This window comes from Kocuria himachalensis (assembly GCF_054784195.1).
Window position 1 is genome coordinate 17,659 of the sequence record NZ_BAAGPL010000014.1, and the last position, 20,809, is coordinate 38,467.

A 20,809-nucleotide genomic window follows, 5' to 3' on the forward strand; every position below is an offset into this window, starting at 1 on the left:
ACGCTCTGGTGACGCAGGTTCCGCTTCTCGCGGTGACGGAGGGGCCGCCGTCGACGTCGTCATCGAGAATGGTGTGCCCGCTGCGGGCCGTCGCAGAACCTTGCGTCGGCGTCGTCCCGCCGAAGGGCTGGATGCGCGGTGCCCGTCGGGCCGATCGGACGCCGCGCACCCAGGACCAGGGGGTGCGCTCCGCGCAGTCAGATGTCGACGGGGCCGGAGCCGACGTTGACGGCCATGGTTCCCCTGCTTCTGCCGAGCTGTGTGTTCAGGCGGGCCCCGAGCACCGGCAGGATTCGGCACTGCGCCGCGGGGATGCCGACCGGTCTGCGATCAGCACGCGGTCGGCTCGCAGCCCCCGGGTGACGGACGGGCTCGATCGGGCGGATTGCGATCTGGAAACGACCCGGGACACCGGACGGCGGCCGATCGTAATCTGTTGGTCGGGGGCGATGACCATGGACTGGAGCGCCGAACAGATCAGCCAGATGCGCAACGGCCGGGCGACGTACCGGGACCAGGCGCAGGGCACCGCGCTGACCTGGGTGCGCACCGGTGCGGAGACCGCAGGCGAGTACGGCCTGCTGTACGCGGAGTACGCCCCGGGCATCAGGGTGTTCCCGCACTACCACACGCTCTACACCGAGACCCTGCACCTGTTCGAGGGCACCCTCGACGGCCGGATCGCCGGCCGTCAGGTGCAACTGATCGGGGGCCAGGAAGCCGTGGTGCCCCCGCGCGCCGTGCACGGCTGGCGGACCACCGGGGACCGCACCCTGCGCTTCGTGCTGGAGGTCCGCCCCGCCCACCCGGGGTTCGAGAAGTGGCTGGTGACCCTGCAGAACATGGCCACCGACGGGCTGACCCACCCCGACGGGCGGCCGAAGAATCTGTACCATGGTGCGCTGATCCTGATGGAGTCCGACATCCACCTCCCCGGCCCCGGGCGTCTGCTCGACCCGGCCCTGCAGATGCTGGCGGTCCGGGCGCGCCGCAAGGGCATCGATCGTCAGCTCGAGGAACGCTACTACCGCCAGGCCTGAAGAAGGACACGACGCCGGGGCCGGGGACGGCGCAGACACTCGTCGACGATGCCGTGGCGCAGCAGCAGCTCCGAGAGCCGGTGCCGGGCCTGCAGCAGTCCGCCGGTGCCATCGTCGATCGCCGCCGCCGCGACCGATCGTGCGGGCACGTCCAGGCCTGTGCTCGTCCGCTCTGTCAACACCGGGGCCTCCCGCACAGGCCGGACAGGCCGAGCAGGCGGCCCCTGCCCGGTGACCCACGAATCCGTGTGAGCGATGCCCCGGCCCGCACCCCCGGTCGCCCGGGCGGTCACTGCATGCCGGCTAGTGGAGCTTCGGCAGGTAGCCGGACGCCGTCCGGTGCCGCATTCCCGTCGCCTCCAGCAGATCCACCACCAACGGACGCAGCAGCAGGATCACGCCTTCGCCCTGCAGCCCCCGCACCCCCAGCGGGTCCGGGTGCAACCGGACGGCCACCGCGATCAGCTCGTCCCGGGTCCGGCGCATGTCCAGTTCGGAGCCTCCTCCGGCGTCGGCTTCGGTGAGCGCGCGGCCGAAGGTCTCGACCGCGTCCGCGGTGTCGATCAGCAGGCCGTGCAGGGAGTCCATGGCCTCCTCGCTCAGAGCGGCATCGTTGATGGCCGAGGCGAGCCGTCGCACCAGCGCGTCGCTGTTGCGGACGGCGAGCTCGATGAAGTCCAGTGACCGGTTCAGGTCCTCCAGCTCGGTGCGGTGGCGTCGATAGGCCGGCGCGAGTCGGGCGATCTCCTGGGCCGAGTTCAGCGAATCCTGCCACTCGTCGATGAGGGGCTGGGTCTTCCGGATCCTCACCAGGGCGTGCCAGGCCGGTGTCGCGTCATGGGTCTCCAGCGCGACGGCGGCTCTCTGCAGGACCTTGGCCAGCTCGGCCAGCACCCGCCGGACGTTCGCGTGGGGTTCACGCCGGGGATCCCGGGGCACGAGTGCTGTGATCAGCAGAGCCACGGAGCCTCCCACGACGGCATCCACGCTGCGGGTGAAAGGTCCTCCTGCTGGGACCGGCAGCAGCACCACGAGGACCGACTGGATCGCCATCTGGGTGGAGAACAGTGACCCGCTGTCCAGGAACCGGGCCAGCAGAATAGCCGTCAGCAGCACCGCGGCGGCCTGCCACAGGCCCGCGTCGAGCACCTTCAGCAGGAGATCGCCCACCAGGATGCCGATGGTGCACCCGATGGCCACTTCCAGCACTCGGCGCAGCCGGGGGTCATGAGAAAAGCCCAGCACGATGATGGCTGAGGTCGCCGCGAAGATCGGGCCTTCGTGACCCAGCAGCTCCTGGGCGATGGCAAAGGCCGCGATGCCGCCCGCGGTCATCTGAACGGCATGCCCGAAGGACTTCCGGACCCGGCGCGAACCCGACCGCACCCGGGTCCGGAGCAGACGGGGAACCTCCTTGGGCCACGACCTGGCCGACATGGCCTCAGTGTAGGACCAGCTGCTGCCCGGACGAGTCCTGTGAGGTGCCCCGGACGGGGTCCGGCCGACGCCCCGTGCCCAGGGAAGAACAGATCCCACAGAACCCTGTACTGCAGCGGTGCACCACGACGAGACCCGACCACCAGGAGCACAGAGTCCCCGACCGGTCGCAGTGCGGACCGGCGCACCGGGGACGGGTGCTCCAGGAAACAGTCAAGTAGACTTGCTCGTTCTGCGAGCGGACCCGCACGGGGTGTCCTCTCCCGAGCGGCTGGAGGAGCCATGTTCAGGCCGGAAACGCCGAGTGAAGAGATCGAGCGGCACGTCGAAGCGGTGATGACGGAGCTCGTCGAGGAACTGGACCACTGGGTCCAGCAGGACCACGTTCCGGACGGTGCCGATGACCGCGCCTATGTGCAGGCGTTCTCCGATGTGCGGGATAACAGCAGCCGGGACCAGGTGGCGCTGCTCCACGCGGCGGTGGCCAGGCCTCACCTGGCCGAGTCCCTGGTCCAGCTCAACCGCCGGATGGACCGGGAGGACCTGGATCCGGGACACCCGGCGGGGATCATCGGGGTGATCGTGCGGCTGGCCATGGACGGATTGTGGGTCAGCGACATCCTCGACTCCACTCGCTTCGACGACGCTCAGCGCCGCAGGATCACGGGCATCCTCACGGCGCTGACCTATCTGGGCGACGAACGGCTGGAGGAGGTGCTCGCCGAGGCAGCACCCGGTGACAGCGGATCCCGTGCGGGAGGATCGATCCTGTCGGAGGACGAGAACTAGGACACGATCCGGCCTCACGCCCCGCTCGGGGAACGGGCCACTCCGGGGCCGGGGGGTCTGCACGGCACATCCGTGATGCGCCCCGGAAGACCCGTGGCGGCTCCGCTCTTCCGGGCCCGTCGGCGGCGACGCCGGCTCGCGACCGGTGCCGACCCCGCGGTTCGCCTTGCCACCGGCGGGACACTATGGTCGGAGCCGTGCTGCCCTTCGGGCGCGACCGGCGCGCCGACGGGGCGGAGACCACCATCCCGCCCAGTCAGGAGAACGGCCCGAGACAGGCGATCCGACAGAGAGAGCGCCTGATGAGCCACCCTTCCACCCAGCCCTGGGACCCCCTCGACCTCGACGATGCCGAGGAGATCTATCTGGGGCCCACCGCCGGCTTCCCCGCAGAACTGTCGCGGCTGGCCCTCCCGGAGCTGCAGGTGCTGCACAGCAGGCTCTGCCGCCAGCTCAACCGTGATCATCTGCAGCATCCTGCCTTTCCCCACCCGGTGACCATGGCCCGGTACTGCAAGGTGGTCTTCGCCCTGGACGCGCGAGCAGGAGTCCACGGCTCCGTGCGACCGGCCCGGCCGTAGGCCCGCGGCGGAAACCCCGGCGGGGTATGAGGAAACGGGCTATGGTCGGAAGGACAGTGCCTTCCGGGTGCCGCCTCTGCCCCGGGACGGCAGACGACCACCGAAACGCCCAGTCAGGAGCACCCCGAGACAGGCGAACGACCAGAAAGAGCCCCGATTGGCGACCCTGCATGCCTACCCTGTCCACCCTCTCGATCCCCAGGCCGGCCCCGCCTCGCACCGTGTCGAGCCCGAGTGGATCTACCTCGAGCCCACCGAGGCGTTCCCGGAGCACCTGGACGATCTGACGGTGACCCAGCTGCAGGTCCTGCACAGCCAGATCTGCAGCCAGCTCGACTGGGAGTACCTGACCGACCCCGCCGGACCCCACCCCATCACCCTGGACCGTCGCCGCGCGCTGATCGACGCCCTGGACGCCCGCGTGGGGACCCAGGACCCGTACGGATGATCTGTCCGGACCCTGCCGATGGTCCGGACAGGGGCAAGCTTGCGCCGTCGGGCACGTCGCGGGCCCTCACAGCGATCAGCGCCGGTGCACCTGGACCTCGACAGCGTCCGCCAGCCGGTGCTGGCACCTGCCGCCGGCGGACGACCGCCACCCCAGAACCGACCGAGGGGTCTGCTCGACGGACGACGTCACCATGTCCGGACGCCGTCGTCGCAACTCCCGTCGGCCGAGGAGACACGGTCGTGGCAAGCCTTGGTGCGGTCAGCGCCTGAGCTGCGGAGTCCGCATCAGGAACACCGTCACGCCACGGCCTGCTCGTGGGAGGACACGGACCACGGGGAGACCCTCGCCCAGGTCCGCGTCCCCCGTGCGGGTCGCCGACGAGGGCGGGGTTCCCGTGCGGCCACGGAGACCAGCGCCGGACCTGCTCCTGTTCCTCCTGAGGCTGGCGGCGCCTGGAGTGTGCGGCATGACGAGGGAGAACGGCTCTGGCAAGGACCAGCCTGTCGAGGATCCGGATCCGCACATGGGACCGGTCCCGGACAAGCAGCTGCACCGGTGGAAGGGCGAGGGCGGGGCGATGCCCCCGGAACCGGTCCCGACTCCGGAGGACGACAACGAGGACGACGACGACAGCCACTGAGGCAACCGGCCGGCCCAGGCGCCGTGGCTGACCTCGGGCAGGTGGCGCCGGGCGTCCTCGGCCATCGCCTCCACAGCGACGGGCTCTGCCTTGACGAGGCGCCCGTAGAACCGTGCCCCCGCATCATTCATGGTTTCGGCCCCTGGTCTCCGTTTCCGGTCCGCCCCCGGGGACATCCACGGTGCGGAGCAGCGGCCTTCTGACGTCAGCAGTCACCTGCGGGCCCTGCTGGTCAGGGACAGGCCTTTGACCCGGTTGCGGATCGTTCGTCGAGGCATGTTGCTCGGTCCCTCCCTGCCGGGCCGCGGCAGATCCAGTGCGCCGTCGCCGAGGACACGGTCCTCACCCCGGAGCGCCGGCACACGGCCCTCCGGGGTCATCCGGCCGTGGAGTGCCCAGGTGTCCAGGTCTGATCCCCGCCCGGTGACGACCGCGGACCTCCCGGACGCCGCGCCTCTAGGCTGGGGCGGGTGAACGCACCGACAGCCGCCGCGTGGGCGGAGCGCCACCAGGTGGCCGTGTACCTGGTCGCCATCGCGGCCGCGATCCTCGTGGGCTGGACGGTGCCCGGCGCCCCCGCGCTCGCGCCGGCCATCACCCCGGTCCTGGGGCTGCTGCTGTTCGCCACGTTCCTGGCCGTCCCCTTCGCCTCACTGGGCCGGGCCTTCGCGGACCTCCGCTTCCTGGCGGCGCTGCTGGTCGTCAACTTCGTGGTCGTCCCGGTCGTGGTCCTCGGGCTGTCCCGGACGGTCGCCGGGCAGGAGGCCCTGCTGCTGGGCGTGCTGCTGGTGCTGCTGGCCCCCTGCGTGGACTACGTCATCGTCTTCACCGGTCTCGCCGGGGGCGCCGCCGACCGGCTGCTGGCGGCCGCTCCGCTGCTGATGCTCGCGCAGATGCTGCTCCTGCCGGTCTGTCTGTTGCTCCTCGCCGGCCCGGAGGCGGTCGCCCTGGTGGAGCTCGGCCCCTTCGTGGAGGCGTTCGTGCTCCTGATCCTGCTGCCCCTGGCCGCGGCCGCGGCCGTGCAGGGGGCGGCGTCCCGCTCCGCGGCGGCCCGGGGGCTGGAGTCCGCGACGGCCGCGGCCATGGTGCCGCTGATGGCGCTCACCCTGTTCACCGTGATCGCCTCGCAGGTGCGCGGAGTGGGGGAGCAGCTGGCCGACCTCACGGCGGTCGTGCCGCTCTACGCCGGTTTCCTGGCGCTCATGGTCCCGATCGGGGTCCTCGCCGCCCGCCTCGCCCGCCTGGACGTGCCCGTCGCCCGGGCGCTGGTGTTCGGCGGGGTCACCCGCAACTCCTTGGTGGTGCTCCCGCTGGCCCTGGCGCTGCCGGAGCGGCTCGCGCTCACGCCGTTCGTCGTCGTCACCCAGACCCTGGTCGAGCTGGTGGGGATGGTGCTGCTGGTACGGCTGGTCCCCGCGCTGGTGCCGGACCGCGATCCCCGGCACAGTGGGGAGAGCACCCCGTCCGACCGAGAGGCGCCCCGCCCATGACGCGGCACCTCCGTCCTGTCACCGGGGCCCTCCGGCTGTGGGGCCCGCGCCGGTGGGGCGTCGCGGCGCTCGCGGGGTACCAGCCGCCGAGTTGCGGGGCGGCCGGTAGCCCGCGGTCGCGGCGGCGGTGCTCCAGGCGGCCTGCCCGGGCCCGTTCCCCGGTGCCCCCTCGTGCGAGCCGCCCCGAGTTCATAGACTGGCCCTCCGCGCCGCGGACCGGCAGTTCAGTTGTCGGCTCAGTTGTCGAACACTTCAGCAGTGGCACGGTCCAGATGCCCAACGACGAAGGGACCTCCCCATGACCGACCAGAACGACGGCACCGCCAAGGTGCGCGACCTGATCAAGTCCACCCGCATCGCCATGCTCACCCACGCGGACGAGCACGGGAACCTGATCTCCAAGCCGATGGCCACCCAGGACGTGGACTTCGACGGCACCGTGTACTTCATCGCCGAGCGCACCTCGGACCAGGTCCAGGACCTGCAGCAGCGGCCCGCCGTGAACGTCGCCTACGCCGGCAACGGCGCCTGGGTCTCGCTGACCGGGACGGCGCTCGTGCTCAACGACGAGGCGAAGCTCAAGGAGCTGTGGGACAGCTTCACCGGCTCCTGGCTCGAGGGCGGGCCCGAGAACCCGAACAACATCCTCATCGAGGTCACCGGCCGCTCCGCCGAGTACTGGGACACCCCCGGCGGCGGCAAGGTCACCCAGGTGGCCAACCTCGTGAAGGCCAAGGTCACCGGCGACACGATCAAGGGCGACCAGGGCGTCGTCGAGCTCTGACGCCTACCCGGGTGCGGGGCCGCCCGGGCCGGGCGGCCCCGCACCCGGGCGTGTCCCGAGGTGCGTTGGTAGAATCCGGACATGAACTCTGCACTGGTCCGCCCCCGCAACGGCAAGCTCATCGCCGGTGTCTGCGCGGCCCTGGCGAACCGCTTCGGACTGCCGAAGTTCCTCCTGCGCCTGGGCTTCGTCATCTTCGGCCTGGTGGGCGTGGGGGAGCTGGTCTACATCGCCCTGTGGATCATCATCCCGAAGGAAGCCTGAACCCCACCCCTGAGCCTCCGGCGCTGCGCAGGGATCGATGATCTTCCGCAGCACCGTCAGCGCCTCGCGCAGCCGGTACATCCTGCGTTCACCCAGGTGCGCACTCCACCCCGTCGTGCCGGGCCGGCGGACGGGCCACGGCACCGAGATGCAGCGCCGACGGCTGGTGCCCGTCCGGGTCGTGCGTCCGGGGGCCGTGTCCGGGTCGCTCGGCGGCTCAGACCGGGGAGCGGGTGGAGTCCCGGACGACCAGCTCCGGCTGGAAGCTCACGTGGCGGTGGTGGTGGTCGGGGTCGGTGATCTCGTCCTCCAGCAGCTCCACGGCCGTGCGCCCGATCAGCCGGGCGGGCTGGCGGATCGAGGAGAGCGGGACGATCGCGGAGGTCGCGAAGTCGATGTCGTCGTAGCCGATGAGCGCGATGTCCTCGGGCACCCGGATGCGGTGGGTGAACGCGAAGGCCTGCAGCAGGCCGAGGGCCAGCAGGTCGTTGGCGGCGAACACGGCCTCAGGGCGGCGGTCCGTGGACAGCTCGAGCAGCTGCTCCCCGATCCGGCGTCCCTCCAGCACCGTCAGGGCCGTGGTGCCGAAGGACTCCAGCGACGCACCGGCCACGGCCTCGACCGCCCGCTGCGCTCCGGCCCGGCGATCGCGGACCTGGTGCAGGGTCTCGGGGCCGCCCACATAGGCGATCCGGCGGCGGCCGCTGCCCAGGAGGTGCGCGACGGCAGCGCGCCCGCCCTCGACGTCGTCCACGGCCAGCGAGCAGTACTCGCTGGGAGCCGCGTGCTCGTCGACCAGCACCACCGGGGTGCCGCGGGAGCGCAGGACGTCGACGCGGGACCGCTCGGGGGTCTGGGGGGTGACGAGCACGCCCCGGACCCGCTGCTCCTCGAACAGGCCAAGGTACAGGCTTTCCCGCTCGGGGGAGAGGCCCGCGTTGCCGATGATCACGGCCTGGCCCAGCCGCTCGGCGGCCGTCTCCGCGCCCAGGGCGATCTCGTTGTAGAACGGATTGGCCGAGTCCTGCACCACGAGCCCCACGGTGCGGGAACGTCCGGCCTTGAGCTGACGGGCGACGTCGTTGCGGACGTAGCCGAGGTCGTCGATGACCTGCAGGACCCGCCGGCGGCGGTCCTCGGAGACCATCTCGGGGCGGTTCAGGACGTTGGAGACGGTGCCGATGGACACTCCCGCCTCGCGGGCGACCTCCTTGATGCTCACCGCCGGTCGCGCAGGGGCCACGTCGTCACTTTCCCTCGGAACTGTCCAGAGCCTCGAGTCTAACGATCCGGCCGTCGCGTGGAGCGCTCCGGGTGCTCGGTCCACGGGTCCGCCGCGGTCCCCGCGAAGCCCGGGAGCCGCGCGGCGCGCCGGCTCAGACCACCGGCTGGGTCGGCCGGGGAACGGCCGCCCCGTAGCGGTCCTCCTCGATCTGCTCCAGGCTCTTGCCGCGGGTGTCCGGGGCGCCGATCACACCGACGAGCAGCGCGATCAGCAGGGCGCCGATCATGATCATGCCCACGAAGGGAACGCCGTGCTCGGCGAGCAGGGTGGGGAACCAGTAGCTGAGCAGGCCCACGACGATGCGTGCGACGAAGAACAGCACGCCCTGGGCGCTGGCGCGGTAGCGGGTCGCGAACATCTCCGCGGCCCACAGGGCGTAGAACGCCTGGGCGCCGATGCCCGCGGACACGCCCCAGAGCACGGCGAAGAGGATCAGCACCGGCATGGTGACGTGGGCGAAGACCAGCAGCACCCAGGCGGCGATCCCCAGGAGCGCCCCGACGCCGTAGAGCAGGCGCCGGTCGACCCGGTCGCCGTACCGCATGAAGCCGAACCAGGTGGCCAGCACCGTGAAGCTCCACAGCAGCACCTGGAGCAGGTTCTGCTGGGTGGCCGACTCGACACCGGCGGTCTCGTACACCCGCGGCATGAAGATGCCCATCTGTCCGGCGACGAGGTTCCACAGCGCGTAGACGCCCACGAGGAAGAGCAGGGCCTTGAGGTTGGTGCGGTTGGTGAGCAGGTCGCGGTAGTTGCGCCGCTTGATCCCGGTGGCCTCCGAGGCGCGCCGCTCCTCGTCGGACTTCTTCCAGGTGTGGGACTCGGAGAGGCCCCGGCGGACCCACCAGGTGACGAAGGCGACCACGAACAGGTGGGCGAAGACGATGCGGGTGCCCAGCAGCCCCAGCGGCACCACGAAGGTGGCGAAGAGGAACACCAGGGCCGGGGCCAGGGACCACGCGAACTGTGCGGTGCCGACGTGCTTCGCCCGGGCCTCCTGCGGCGCCTCCTCGGCGATGTAGGTCCAGGCCACGGGGACACCGGCGCCCACGGCGACACCGGTCAGGATCACGCCGAGCACCAGCATCCACGGTGCCACGGCGAAGATCACGAACGCGGTGCCGATCATGTACAGGATCAGGTCGTAGGTGTAAATGAACTTGCGCCCGTACCGGTCCCCGAGCGGCCCGCCGATCAGCGCGCCGAGGGCCGCGCCGAAGGCGTTGGCGCTGAGCGCGGCCACGAGGCCGACGGCGAGGTTCGTGAAGCCGAAGTACTCCTGCCACAGGCTCAGGCTGGTGGCCAGCGCGATGATGGACCCGGCTTCGATGTAGTTGGACATGGAGACCGCGATGGTGGCCTTCCAGCCCCCGAGCTTCGTGGTGGTCATGGGTGATCCTTCGGTGACGGTGACGGTGACGGTGACGGTGGTGTGGAGGGGCCCGGCTCAGGCCAGGTGGAAGTACTGGAGGAGCGGCACGGGGTGTGTTCCCTCGACGAAGTACTGGGCCATCTCGGCCTGCCAGCGCGCGTTGACCGGGTGGTCGTCCATGAGGGCCCGGGTGGCCACGGCGTCGTCGGCCTCGAAGCAGCCCACCACCAGTCCGTCCGGCGGGTGCAGGAACAGGGAGTAGTTGCGCCAGCCGGTCTCCCGGAGGGCGGCGAGCATCTCGGGCCAGACCCGCTGGTGCACCTCGACGTACTCGGCGAGCCTCTCGGGGCGGACATGGAGGAGGAAGGCCCGGCGGGTGCGCGTGACCTCCTCGGGCAGCCGGATCAGCGCCTGCAGCGGCGCGGCAGACGGGTGAGCTCCCATGCGGGACTCCTTCGTGGTGGGGCCGTCGGAACAGCCGGCCGGGGACGAGAGGCGGCGATGCTCCCCGGCGGTGGACCGCACGTCCCGGCGACCGCCGGATGTGAGGTGCCTCTCAGTACGCGGCCATCCTAAGCACATTTTGAGACGTTTCAATAGCCTCGCCAATTTCTGCCGCGACTTGCTCGCCACAACGACCTCGGTCGCGGCCCTAAGGGAGGGGGGTTGGCCTTGACGTGACCAGGATCACCGCCTAGGGTCATGAAACGATTCAAAAACTTGTCACGCCGCCGCTCCGGTCGCGTTCCCGATCCCCGCACGGAAGATGTGAAGGTCATGACTGCATTCGACGACATCACGCCCCAGCTGGCCGGTCAGGCCATCGAGCTGCCCTCGTGGGCGTTCGGCAACTCCGGGACCCGGTTCAAGGTCTTCTCCACCCCGGGCACCCCCCGCACTGTGGAGGAGAAGATCGCCGACGCCGCGACGGTGCACCGGTTCACCGGGCTGGCGCCGACCGTCGCCCTGCACATCCCGTGGGACCAGGTCGACGACTACGGGGCCCTGGCCCGGTACGCGGCCGACCAGGGGGTGGCCCTCGGCACGATCAACTCCAACACCTTCCAGGACGACGCCTACAAGTTCGGCTCCCTGACCCACTCGGACCCCGTGGTGCGGCGGAAGGCGGTCGACCACCACCTGCGGTGCCTGGAGATCATGGCCGAGACCGGGTCGCGGGACCTGAAGATCTGGCTCGCCGACGGGTCGAACTACGCCGGCCAGCAGGACATGCGCGGGCGCCAGGACCGGCTGGCGGAGTCGCTGGCCGAGATTTACGCGCAGGTGGGGGCGGAGCAGCGGCTGGTGCTGGAGTACAAGTTCTTCGAGCCGGCGTTCTACCACACCGACGTCCCGGACTGGGGCACGGCCTGCGCCCAGGTCACCGCCCTCGGGGAGCGGGCACTCGTGTGCCTGGACACCGGCCACCACGCCCCGGGCACCAACATCGAGTTCATCGTGATGCAGCTGCTGCGGCTGGGCAAGCTCGGTTCCTTCGACTTCAACTCCCGCAACTACGCCGACGACGACCTCATCGTGGGGGCGGCGGATCCCTTCCAGCTCTTCCGGATCATGGTCGAGGTCGTCCGCGGCGGGGCCCTGGACCCGGCCTCGGGCGTGGCCTTCATGCTCGACCAGTGCCACAACGTGGAGGAGAAGATCCCCGGCCAGATCCGCTCGGTGCTCAACGTCCAGGAGATGACCGCCCGCGCGCTGCTGCTCGACCGGGTGGCGCTGACCGCGGCACAGGAGACCGGGGACGTGCTCGGCGCCCACCAGGTGCTGATGGACGCCTTCTACACCGACGTCCGGCCTGCCCTGGCGGCCTGGCGGGAGTCCCGGGGGCTGCCGGCGGACCCGATGGCCGCCTATGCCGCCTCGGGCCACCAGCAGCGCCTGGCCGTCGAGCGCGTCGGCGGCACCCAGGCCTCCTGGGCCTCCTGACCCCTTGCCGCGTCCTCCGCCGCGTGGCGGCAGCCCCGCCGCGTCCCGACTGCGGAGCCCTGGTCGCCTCCGGCCGCCGTGATGCCGGTCCTGCCGGGCTGCCCCACCCGTCCTCCTTCCGCTTTTCCCGCCGACCGATCTGAGAGAGACCCCTGATCATGCACACCATCACCCACTCCGTCGTCGCCGACCTGATCTCCCGCTCCAACCGGCTCGGCGCGGACCCGAAGAACACCAACTACGCCGGCGGGAACACCTCCGCCAAGGGCACCGCGACCGACCCCGTCACGGGCGAGGACGTCGAGCTGCTGTGGGTCAAGGGCTCCGGCGGGGACCTCGGCACCCTGACCGAGAAGGGCCTGGCCGCGCTCCGGCTGGACCGGGTCCGTGCGCTGACCGGCGTCTACCGCGGGGTCGAGCACGAGGACGAGATGGTCGCGGCCTTCGACTACTGCCTGCACGGCAAGGGCGGGGCGGCGCCGTCGATCGACACGGCCATGCACGGCCTGGTCGACGCCGCCCACGTGGACCACCTCCACCCCGACTCCGGCATCGCGGTCGCCACCGCCGCCGACGGGGAGCGGCTCACCGCCGAGATCTTCGGCGGGAAGGTCGTGTGGGTCCCCTGGCGCCGCCCCGGCTTCCAGCTGGGCCTGGACATCGCGGCGCTCAAGGACGCGAACCCGCAGGCGATCGGCTGCGTCCTCGGTGGGCACGGCATCACGGCCTGGGGCGAGACGTCCGAGGAGGCCGAGACCCGCTCCCGCTGGATCATCGACACCGCCGAGGCCTACATCGACCAGCACTCCAGCCCCGAGCCCTTCGGCCCGGTCCTGGACGGGTACCAGGCCCTGCCGGAGGAGCAGCGCCGCGCCAAGGCCGCGGCCCTGGCCCCGGTGATCCGCGGACTGGCCTCGCACGACCGCCCGCAGGTCGGCCACTTCACCGACGACGCCCGGGTGCTGGACTTCCTCGCCGCCGCCGAGCACCCGCGCCTGGCCGCACTCGGCACCTCCTGCCCGGACCACTTCCTGCGCACCAAGGTCAAGCCCCTGGTCCTGGACCTGTCCGCCGGCGCCCCGGTCGAGGACTCGATCGCCCGGCTGAAGGAGCTGCACGAGGCCTATCGCGCCGACTACCAGGCCTACTACGACCGCCACGCCACCGAGGAGTCCCCGGCCCTCCGCGGGGCGGACCCGGCGATCGTGCTGGTCCCCGGGGTGGGGATGTTCTCCTTCGGCAAGGACAAGCAGACCGCCCGGGTCGCCGGGGAGTTCTACCTCAACGCCGTCAACGTCATGCGCGGGGCCGAGGGCATCTCCAGCTACGCACCGATCGACGAGGCCGAGAAGTTCCGCATCGAGTACTGGGCCCTGGAGGAGGCCAAGCTCGCCCGCATGCCGAAGCCCCAGCCGCTGGCCACCCGGATCGCCCTGGTGACCGGCGCGGCCTCGGGGATCGGCAAGGCCATCGCCACCCGCCTGGCCGCCGAGGGCGCCTGCGTGGTCATCGCCGACCTGGACGCGGACAAGGCCCGCGCCGCCGCCGCCGAGCTCGGCGGGACCGACGTGGCCGTCGGGGTCGCCATCGACGTCTCCGACGAGGCCGCCGTGCAGGCCGCGATCACCGACGCCGTCCTGGCCTTCGGCGGGCTGGACCTGGTGGTCAACAACGCCGGCCTGTCGCTGTCCAAGCCGCTGCTGGAGACCACCGAGGCCGACTGGGACCTGCAGCACGACGTCATGGCGAAGGGTTCCTTCCTGGTCTCCAAGAACGCCGCCCGCGTGCTCATCGACCAGGACATGGGCGGGGACATCGTCTACATCTCCTCGAAGAACTCGATCTTCGCCGGCCCCAACAACATCGCCTACTCCGCCACCAAGGCCGACCAGGCCCACCAGGTCCGGCTGCTCGCCGCCGAGCTGGGCGAGCACGGCGTCAAGGTCAACGGCATCAACCCCGACGGCGTGGTGCGCGGCTCCGGGATCTTCGCCGGCGGCTGGGGCGCCAAGCGCGCCGCCGTCTACGGCGTGCCGGAGGAGGAGCTGGGCGCGTACTACGCCCAGCGGACCCTGCTCAAGCGGGAGGTCCTGCCCGAGAACGTCGCCAACGCGGTGTTCGCCCTGTGCACCGCCGACTTCTCCCACACCACGGGGCTGCACGTGCCCGTCGACGCCGGCGTGGCCGCCGCGTTCCTCCGGTGAGCCCCGTGCGCACCACCGCGGCGGTGGCCGCCGTCGACCTGGGGGCCACCAGCGGGCGCGTGATCCTCGGCGGCCTCGAGGACGGGCGCCTGCGCCTGCGCCACGTGGCCCGCTTCCCCAACCAGCCCGTGCGCCTGCACGAGGGGGACCGGGCCGGGCTGCACTGGAACATCACCGAGCTCCACCGGTCCCTGACCGCGGGACTGGCCCAGGCCCTGCGGGGGGACGACGTCGTCTCCGTCGGCGTCGACTCCTGGGCGGTGGACTACGCCCTGCTCCGGAACGGGCGGATGCTCGGGGTGCCCTACCACTACCGGGACGAGCGCACCGCCGCCGGGGTGGCGGCCGTGCACGGGCAGGTGCCGCCGGAGGAGCTCTACGCCCGCAACGGACTGCAGCACCTGCCGTTCAACACGGTCTTCCAGCTGGCCGCCGACCGGGTCGCCGGGGACCTGGACGTGGCCGACCGGGCCCTGCTCATCCCCGACCTCATCGCCTACTGGCTCACCGGGCAGCAGGTCGCCGAGGCCACCAACGCCTCCACCACCGGACTGCTGGACGCCCGCACCGGGCAGTGGGACACCGGGCTGCTGGGTGAGCTCGGCCTCGCCCGGGGGCTGCTCGCCCCCGTCGTCGCCCCCGGCACCACGATCGGTGCGCTGCTGCCAGGAGTGGCTGCCGAGCTGGGTGCCGGCCCGGGGATGCCGGTCACCGCCGTGGGCTCCCACGACACCGCCTCCGCCGTGGCCGCCGTGCCGAGCACCGCCGAGGACGCGGCCTTCATCTCCTCCGGGACCTGGTCGCTGGTCGGCATCGAGCTGGAGGCCCCGGTGCTCAGCGAGGACAGCCGGGCGGCGAACTTCACCAACGAGGGCGGCGTGGACGGACGGGTGCGGTACCTGAAGAACGTCTCCGGGCTGTGGCTGCTCACCGAGTCCATGCGCACCTGGGACGGACCCGGGGCCACCGACGCCCAGCGCAGCAGCGACCTCGCGGCCCTGCTCGCCGAGGCCGCCGCCGTGAGCCGTCCCGTGCCCGTGTTCGACGCCACCGACGACCGCTTCACCGCCCCGGGGGACATGCCCGCCCGCATCACCGCCTGGTGCCACGAGAACGACGCCGAGCCCCCGCGCACCCGCGCCGAGGTGGTGCGCTCCATCCTGGAGTCCCTGGCCGCGGCGTACGCCACCACGATCGAGCAGGCCGAGCGGCTCTCCGGGCGGAGCATCCGCACCGTGCACATCGTGGGCGGCGGGTCGCAGAACGCCCTGCTGTGCCAGCTCACCGCCGACCGCACCGGCCGCCCCGTCCACGCCGGGCCGGTCGAGGCCACCGCGATCGGCAACGTCCTGGTGCAGCTGCGGGCCGCCGGCGTCGTCCCCGGGACCCTGGAAGCCCTGCGGGACCTCGTGGCCAGGACCTTCGAGCCCGTCCGCTACGTCCCGCGGGTGCTCAGCCCCGCCCGGCGACCGTAGCGGGATCCGGCGATCGCGACCGGCCTGTTGCCCCGGGGAGGCGCCCGCAGCGGACGGGACGGGTCCAGGAGGGGCCGCGCTGGCCACCGTCCCCGAACCCCCGCGCGTCCCGGCCGGGGATCGGTTCAGGCGGCACCCAGCGCGGTCTCCTACAGTTCGGGGCTGATGTCCGGAGCGCGAGCGGCGCCCCGGTGACGACCCGAGACGATCCTGGATCCCTATGCCGATCTCCCCCCGCTGCCTGCCTTCGTTTCGCGCACTGCCACGGTGGTGCCGGCTGACCATGACGCTGTGTGTCGTGCTCTCCCTGCTCGCGGCGGCCACGGTGTCGGCCACGGCAGTGCGCTTCGCCCGGTTGGCCGCGAACATCGACACGGTCGAGCTGATGCGGGAGGAGGCGGGTGACGCGCCCGCGGGCGCCGCAGCCGGGCGCGGGGTCAATGTGCTGATGGTCGGCTCCGACGCCCGGGACGACGATCCGCTGATGGGGGACCGGGCCGACTCCCTGGTGCTGGTCCACCTCAGCGAGGACCGCACCCGGATCGATGCGATCCAGATCCCGCGGGACACCGTGCTGGACCTCCCCGCGTGCGCCGAGGACCTCGACGACCTGTACTCCTGCTACTACGGCATGATCAACGGTGCGCTGGGCGCCGGGGCCGGATGCCTCATCACGGCGGTGGAGTCGTTGAGCGGTGTGTCCCTGGACCACTTCCTCGAGCTGCGCTTCGAAGGCTTCGCCCGCATCGTCGACTCCCTGGACGGGCTCCCGGTGGACCTGCCGGAGCCGCTCTTCGACCCGAAGGCGGAGCTGGACCTCCCGGGCGGTGAGCAGGTGCTGGACGGGGACCAGGCGCTGGCCTGGTCCCGGACGCGCTACAGCATCGGGGACGGCAGCGACATCGGGCGCATGGGCAACCAGCAGACGGTGATGTACACGATCGTGGACCGCGTCAGGGACCGGAAGCTGGCCACGCACCCTCGGAGGGCCCACTCGTTCCTCGATGCCGTGACCTCGTCGGTGCGAACCGACACGGACCTGGCGCGGGTTCCCACCATGGCGAGGCTCGGAGCGGGCCTCGCCCGCGTTCCGCAGCAGAACATCAGCATCGGGACCATGCCGTGGGTGCCGGACGTCCACGACCCCAACAGGGTGGTTCCCGCGGCGGAGGCGGAGGAGGTCTTCCACGCACTGGTGATGGACGTGCCCGCCCTGGATCGTGGTGAGTCCCCGTCGAGGGACGGAGCGCCTGCGGCGGACTTCTGAGGCAGGTCGGGGCCCGGCCGACCCATCCGATGCCGCCGCGGCGCCGAACATCCTCGTGAGACCACCCCAACGAGGAGGAGAAGAGGCGTCATGGCCTTCGACATCGACCGGTTCGCCGACGAGTCCACCAGTCTGCACTGGGACGACCTGGGACTCGACGCGCTGCGCGAGGACCCCCTGCCCCCGGAGACGCTGCGCACGCTGCGGTACATGTGCGACGTCGAGTTCCACACCGTCTGCTACCTGCGGGACATGCTCGTCAGCCCCTCCCGCAAGGACCCGGAGGTCAGCACCTTCATGACCATGTGGAACCGGGAGGAGTTCTGGCACGGCGAGGCCCTCGCCCACGTGCTGGACCTGCACGGCATCACCGTGGCCTACGACGAGCTCAAGGCCAAGCGGGTCAAGCTCGGCTGGCGCGACCGGGTCGGCCCGGTGAAGCAGTCGCTGCTGTCCAACATCGTGGGCACGGACTTCGTCGCCGTGCACATGCTCTGGGGCGCGGTGAACGAGCGGTCCGCGGCCGCCGCCTACCGGCGTCTGGCCGCGCTGGAGGACCACCCGGTGCTCGCCCCGCTGCTGCGGCGCATCGCCGCGCAGGAGACCAAGCACATCGCGTTCTACACGACCCAGGCCCGGGCCCGGCTGCAGGACAACCCGAGGGCACAGAAGCTGGCCCGCCTGGCCCTGCGCACGGCGTGGCAGCCGGTCGGCTCCGGCGTCTCGCCCGAGGACGAGGTCACCCACGTCATGGGCCACCTCTTCTCCGGGACGGCGGGCCGCAAGGAGGTCGAGGCCATCGACCGCCAGATTGCCAAGCTGCCCGGGATGGACGGCCTCACCGTCGTGGCCGACGCCCTGGACGCCCGGGGCGTGCCGGCGTGAGCGCGACCGCCGCGGTCGACGAGGGCGGTCCCCGCTTCGACGTGCGGGCCTTTGCGTGCGAGCCCTACGAGCTGCGCCCCGCGGACCTCGACCTGGAGAGCGTGCGCGGGCTCGCGCCCGGGACGCTCGACGTGCTGGCGCACCTGTGGCGCGTCGAGCGCGGCCTGCTGGACCGGCTGCGGGACCTCCTGGTCACCCCCACCCACGCCGAGTCCCGGGTGACCGCCTTCCTCACCGCGTGGGCCTACGAGCAGCACTGGCTCGCCGAGACCCTCGCCGCGGTCCTGGCCGCCAACGGGCGCACGGTCGGGGAGCCCGCCGACACCACCGGAGGGCGGTGGCGGCGGAGCTGGGACGAGCGGGCCCGGCCCGCGCTCGGCGCGGTGGCGAGCAACCTCCTGGGCGCCGACGTCACCGGGGGACAGATGGTCACCGGGGGGCTCGACACCGCCGTGCTCGCCGCGGTCCACCGCCGGCTGGGCGCCGTCGAGCCCCGGTGGGCCGGGACGGCTCGAGAGATCGTGCGCCTCAAGGAACGCCACCTGGCGTTCTTCGCCGAGGAGGCCGCGGCCCGGCTGGCCCGCAGCGCGAGTGCGCGCCGGCTCGCGCGCTCCGGGACGGCCCGGTGGGACTGGCCCGGGACCCGCTACTGCGACCCCGGCCCGATCGGGACGTGGGTCCAGCGGCTGTTCGCCGATCCGGCCGCCCGTGCCGACCTGCTGCGGCTCGACGAGACTCTCGCCGCTCTTCCGGGCCTGGCCGGCGCCCGACCGGTCTCCGCGGCCCTGGGGCGCCTCGACCGGGTCTGAGGCGCCCCGGCGCGGCACCTACATGTCCTCCTTCGGGGTCATCACCGCGAAGACCTCCTGGTCGGGGCCGGTCGCGACCGCCATCCGCCCGTACTCGAAGTGGAACGGCTCCTGGGTGACCGACCCTCCGGACTCGCGCACGCGCCGCGCGGCGGCGTCGACGTCCTCGACCTGGAACGCGACCGACCAGCCGGGCTGGGCGTCACCGGCCCGGGGATCGAGACCGCCGATGCCGCCGGCGGGCATCTGGCCCCCGGGAACGGTGAACAGGGCGTAGGGCATGCTCTCGTCGCCGATGTCCTGGTACGTGTAGCCGAAGACCGCGGCGTAGAAGCCCTGGGCGGCTGCGGGGTCGCCGGTCATGAGGTCGCACCAGGTCACCGCGCCGGGCTCCCCGTACGCGCCGAAGCCGGTGTGCTCGTGGGCCTGCCACATGCCGAAGGCCGCCCCGGTGCGGTCGACCCACATCCCCATGGAGCCGAAGGCCCCGACCTCCATGGGCTCGAACACCGGGGTGGCCCCGGCCTCGACCGCCCGGGCGGCGTGGGTGGAGATGTCCTCGGTGGCCAGGTAGACGGACCACACGTGCGGGGCGTTCTCCATTCCCTCCATGGTGGGGGAGAGCCCGGCGACGGTCCGCCCGTCGAGCAGGGCGTTGCAGTAGCCGCCGTACTCGGGCTGGGACTCGGAGTAGGTCCAGCCGAGCACGTCGCGGTAGAAGGCCTGGGTCCGCCCCAGGTCGGAGGCCATCAGGTCCACCCAGCAGGGTGAGCCGACCGGCCAGGGTTCGGTGTGCGTGGTCATGACGAGGGTCCTTCCGCGGGTCGGGTGCAGCGGTACCGCCGGGGATCCTCTGCGGGGTCCGGGACCCGGACACGGTGCGCTGTGATCTCCGGCACGTTCCAGGCTAGGGGTCCGCTCGGACGCGCTAACGGCCCGCTCGGCCGGCCTGACCGCTCAGCCGGCCGGACGACCCAGCCGCTCCTCGTGGTGGAGGTTTCCGGGGACCGCGCCGGTCAGCACGGTCTCCGCGAGCGCCTCGCCGAGCGCGGGGGCCTGCTTGAAGAGGTTGTGCCCGGCCAGGGCGGTGAGCCCGTCCTCGGACCAGATCCCCACGCCGTCGTCACCCCACGGCAACCGGGTGACCCAGCAGTGCACGTGGTCCACCGGCCGCGGGTCCAGGCCCGGCAGGGCGCGCCGCACGTAGGCCACGGTCCGGTCGGCCAGGTCGGCCAGCGCCGCGGGATCGACGAGACCGCCGTCCGGGTGGGCGGGCGTGTCGGCGCTGAGTCCCACCGAGACGTGGCGGCCGTCCGGGTACGGAGCCGCGTACACGCCGGTCTCCCCGAAGGCCCCGCTGCCGTCCTGGAAGGTCGGGAGGCCGCGGCCGGCACCAGGTGCCGTGCTGCCGAGGACCGATCCGTCGGACGCCGGCGCGAAGGTGAGGCGGACGTGCGCGCCGACCTCCACGGGCAGGTCGAGCCCGGCGCCACGGGCCAGCGGGGCGGTGCCCCGGCCGGCGCACAGCACCACGTGGTCGTAGGTCTCGCAGGTGGTCCCGGTGCGCACCTCGACCGTCCGGGTGCTCGTGCGCCGCACCGAGAGCACGTGCTCGCGCAGCATCGACGCCTCGAGCCGGTGCGCCAGGGCCCCGACGGCGTCGAGGGTGCGGATGGCGCCGCCGTGGGCGTCCAGCATGGCGGGGCCGGTCCAGTCGGCCAGCAACGGCAGCCGGCCGTGCAGTTCCTCGGGCGAGAGGCGCCGCACGGGGACGTCCGCGAACGGCTCCAGGGTGCGGAGCTTCTCCTCGACCCCGTCCCCGATCGCCACGGCGCCGTCGGGGGAGACCAGCTCCACGCCGAACTCCTGCTCCCACTCCCGCCACAGGGCCCGGCTGCGGACGACGAGCGCCACCAGCCGGGGGTCCTCGTGGGCGTGCCGGAAGATCCGGCCCTGCCCGGCGGACTGCCCGCCGCCCGGCGGCCCGGACTCGTAGAGGGTGACGTCGGCGCCGCGCGCCCGCAGGGCGTGCGCGGCGGCGAGGCCCACGATGCCCGCGCCGACCACGGCCGTGCGGATCATCGGAGGGCTC

At 72.2% G+C, this 20,809-nt stretch carries 21 protein-coding genes; 14 read left to right on the plus strand and 7 right to left on the minus strand.

Annotation, left to right across the window (positions count from 1 at the left end; all coding sequences use genetic code 11):
* Window positions 1-455 precede the first annotated feature (455 nt).
* Window positions 456-1,040 carry a cupin domain-containing protein gene (locus ACYVM4_RS08985; RefSeq protein ID WP_460668301.1) on the plus strand — a complete coding sequence of 195 codons (585 nt, stop codon included), beginning with the start codon at window positions 456-458 and terminating at the stop codon, window positions 1,038-1,040.
* On the opposite strand, the gene ACYVM4_RS08990 is transcribed toward ACYVM4_RS08985, so the two are convergent.
* Both ACYVM4_RS08990 and ACYVM4_RS08995 read right to left on the minus strand, forming a co-directional pair.
* A complete protein-coding gene (locus tag ACYVM4_RS08990; RefSeq protein ID WP_368823332.1) occupies window positions 1,025-1,189 on the minus strand; it encodes a hypothetical protein in 165 nt (54 codons plus the stop codon). The two genes, ACYVM4_RS08985 and ACYVM4_RS08990, sit on opposite strands and share 16 nt — an antisense overlap.
* 154 nt (window positions 1,190-1,343) lie before the next feature.
* Window positions 1,344-2,477 carry an FUSC family protein gene (locus ACYVM4_RS08995; protein WP_438612851.1) on the minus strand — a complete coding sequence of 378 codons (1,134 nt, stop codon included), beginning with the start codon at window positions 2,475-2,477 and terminating at the stop codon, window positions 1,344-1,346.
* 282 nt (window positions 2,478-2,759) lie between these two features.
* On the opposite strand from ACYVM4_RS08995, the gene ACYVM4_RS09000 reads away from it, so the two are divergent.
* From ACYVM4_RS09000 to ACYVM4_RS09030, 7 genes are all read left to right on the plus strand, one after another.
* Window positions 2,760-3,266 (plus strand): TetR family transcriptional regulator, encoded by a 507-nt coding sequence (locus ACYVM4_RS09000; protein ID WP_368823334.1) that lies wholly within the window; start codon window positions 2,760-2,762, stop codon window positions 3,264-3,266.
* Window positions 3,267-3,568: 302 nt separating this feature from the next.
* Window positions 3,569-3,847, plus strand: a complete 279-nt coding sequence (locus ACYVM4_RS09005) for a hypothetical protein (RefSeq protein ID WP_368822938.1) — start codon at window positions 3,569-3,571, stop codon at window positions 3,845-3,847.
* A gap of 157 nt (window positions 3,848-4,004) precedes the next feature.
* Window positions 4,005-4,295 (plus strand): hypothetical protein, encoded by a 291-nt coding sequence (locus tag ACYVM4_RS09010; RefSeq protein ID WP_368822939.1) that lies wholly within the window; start codon window positions 4,005-4,007, stop codon window positions 4,293-4,295.
* A gap of 469 nt (window positions 4,296-4,764) precedes the next feature.
* Window positions 4,765-4,938, plus strand: coding sequence for a hypothetical protein (locus tag ACYVM4_RS09015; RefSeq protein ID WP_368822940.1), 174 nt, complete (start codon window positions 4,765-4,767; stop codon window positions 4,936-4,938).
* Between the two features lie 470 nt (window positions 4,939-5,408).
* Complete coding sequence (locus tag ACYVM4_RS09020) at window positions 5,409-6,428, plus strand: bile acid:sodium symporter (RefSeq protein WP_460668302.1); 1,020 nt, start codon at window positions 5,409-5,411, stop codon at window positions 6,426-6,428.
* Window positions 6,429-6,726: 298 nt separating this feature from the next.
* Entirely contained in the window at window positions 6,727-7,212 is a 486-nt protein-coding gene (locus tag ACYVM4_RS09025; protein ID WP_368822942.1) for a pyridoxamine 5'-phosphate oxidase family protein, read from the plus strand.
* An 81-nt stretch (window positions 7,213-7,293) separates the two neighbouring features.
* The gene (locus ACYVM4_RS09030) at window positions 7,294-7,476 is read left to right on the plus strand and encodes a PspC domain-containing protein (RefSeq protein ID WP_368822943.1); all 183 of its coding nucleotides are present in this window, start codon (window positions 7,294-7,296) and stop codon (window positions 7,474-7,476) included.
* 217 nt (window positions 7,477-7,693) lie between these two features.
* On the opposite strand, the gene ACYVM4_RS09035 is transcribed toward ACYVM4_RS09030, so the two are convergent.
* From ACYVM4_RS09035 to ACYVM4_RS09045, 3 genes are all read right to left on the minus strand, one after another.
* Complete coding sequence (locus ACYVM4_RS09035) at window positions 7,694-8,719, minus strand: LacI family DNA-binding transcriptional regulator (RefSeq protein WP_368822944.1); 1,026 nt, start codon at window positions 8,717-8,719, stop codon at window positions 7,694-7,696.
* Between the two features lie 133 nt (window positions 8,720-8,852).
* Window positions 8,853-10,151 (minus strand): MFS transporter, encoded by a 1,299-nt coding sequence (locus ACYVM4_RS09040; protein ID WP_368822945.1) that lies wholly within the window; start codon window positions 10,149-10,151, stop codon window positions 8,853-8,855.
* Between the two features lie 57 nt (window positions 10,152-10,208).
* Complete coding sequence (locus ACYVM4_RS09045) at window positions 10,209-10,577, minus strand: L-rhamnose mutarotase (RefSeq protein ID WP_460668303.1); 369 nt, start codon at window positions 10,575-10,577, stop codon at window positions 10,209-10,211.
* A 333-nt stretch (window positions 10,578-10,910) separates the two neighbouring features.
* Between ACYVM4_RS09045 and rhaI the strand changes: the two genes are divergently transcribed.
* The 6 genes from rhaI to ACYVM4_RS09075 all read left to right on the plus strand — a co-directional run bounded on the left by rhaI (window position 10,911) and on the right by ACYVM4_RS09075 (window position 18,717).
* Window positions 10,911-12,077, plus strand: a complete 1,167-nt coding sequence (gene rhaI, locus ACYVM4_RS09050; RefSeq protein ID WP_368822947.1) for an L-rhamnose isomerase — start codon at window positions 10,911-10,913, stop codon at window positions 12,075-12,077.
* Window positions 12,078-12,235: 158 nt separating this feature from the next.
* The gene (locus tag ACYVM4_RS09055) at window positions 12,236-14,281 is read left to right on the plus strand and encodes a bifunctional aldolase/short-chain dehydrogenase (RefSeq protein ID WP_460668304.1); all 2,046 of its coding nucleotides are present in this window, start codon (window positions 12,236-12,238) and stop codon (window positions 14,279-14,281) included.
* 5 nt (window positions 14,282-14,286) lie between these two features.
* Window positions 14,287-15,756 carry a rhamnulokinase gene (locus ACYVM4_RS09060; protein ID WP_460668305.1) on the plus strand — a complete coding sequence of 490 codons (1,470 nt, stop codon included), beginning with the start codon at window positions 14,287-14,289 and terminating at the stop codon, window positions 15,754-15,756.
* Window positions 15,757-16,039: 283 nt separating this feature from the next.
* Entirely contained in the window at window positions 16,040-17,023 is a 984-nt protein-coding gene (locus tag ACYVM4_RS09065) for an LCP family protein (RefSeq protein ID WP_460668306.1), read from the plus strand.
* A gap of 90 nt (window positions 17,024-17,113) precedes the next feature.
* On the plus strand, window positions 17,114-17,908 hold the full coding sequence (locus ACYVM4_RS09070) for a ferritin-like domain-containing protein (RefSeq protein ID WP_368822951.1): 795 nt from the start codon (window positions 17,114-17,116) through the stop codon (window positions 17,906-17,908).
* The gene (locus tag ACYVM4_RS09075; RefSeq protein ID WP_460668307.1) at window positions 17,905-18,717 is read left to right on the plus strand and encodes a hypothetical protein; all 813 of its coding nucleotides are present in this window, start codon (window positions 17,905-17,907) and stop codon (window positions 18,715-18,717) included. The genes ACYVM4_RS09070 and ACYVM4_RS09075 overlap by 4 nt, the downstream gene beginning before the upstream one ends.
* An 18-nt stretch (window positions 18,718-18,735) precedes the next feature.
* Here ACYVM4_RS09075 and ACYVM4_RS09080 read toward each other — a convergent pair whose 3' ends face one another.
* Window positions 18,736-19,521 (minus strand): VOC family protein, encoded by a 786-nt coding sequence (locus ACYVM4_RS09080; protein ID WP_460668308.1) that lies wholly within the window; start codon window positions 19,519-19,521, stop codon window positions 18,736-18,738.
* Window positions 19,522-19,674: 153 nt separating this feature from the next.
* Entirely contained in the window at window positions 19,675-20,799 is a 1,125-nt protein-coding gene (locus tag ACYVM4_RS09085; protein ID WP_460668309.1) for an NAD(P)/FAD-dependent oxidoreductase, read from the minus strand.
* Between the last annotated feature and the right edge of the window lie 10 nt (window positions 20,800-20,809).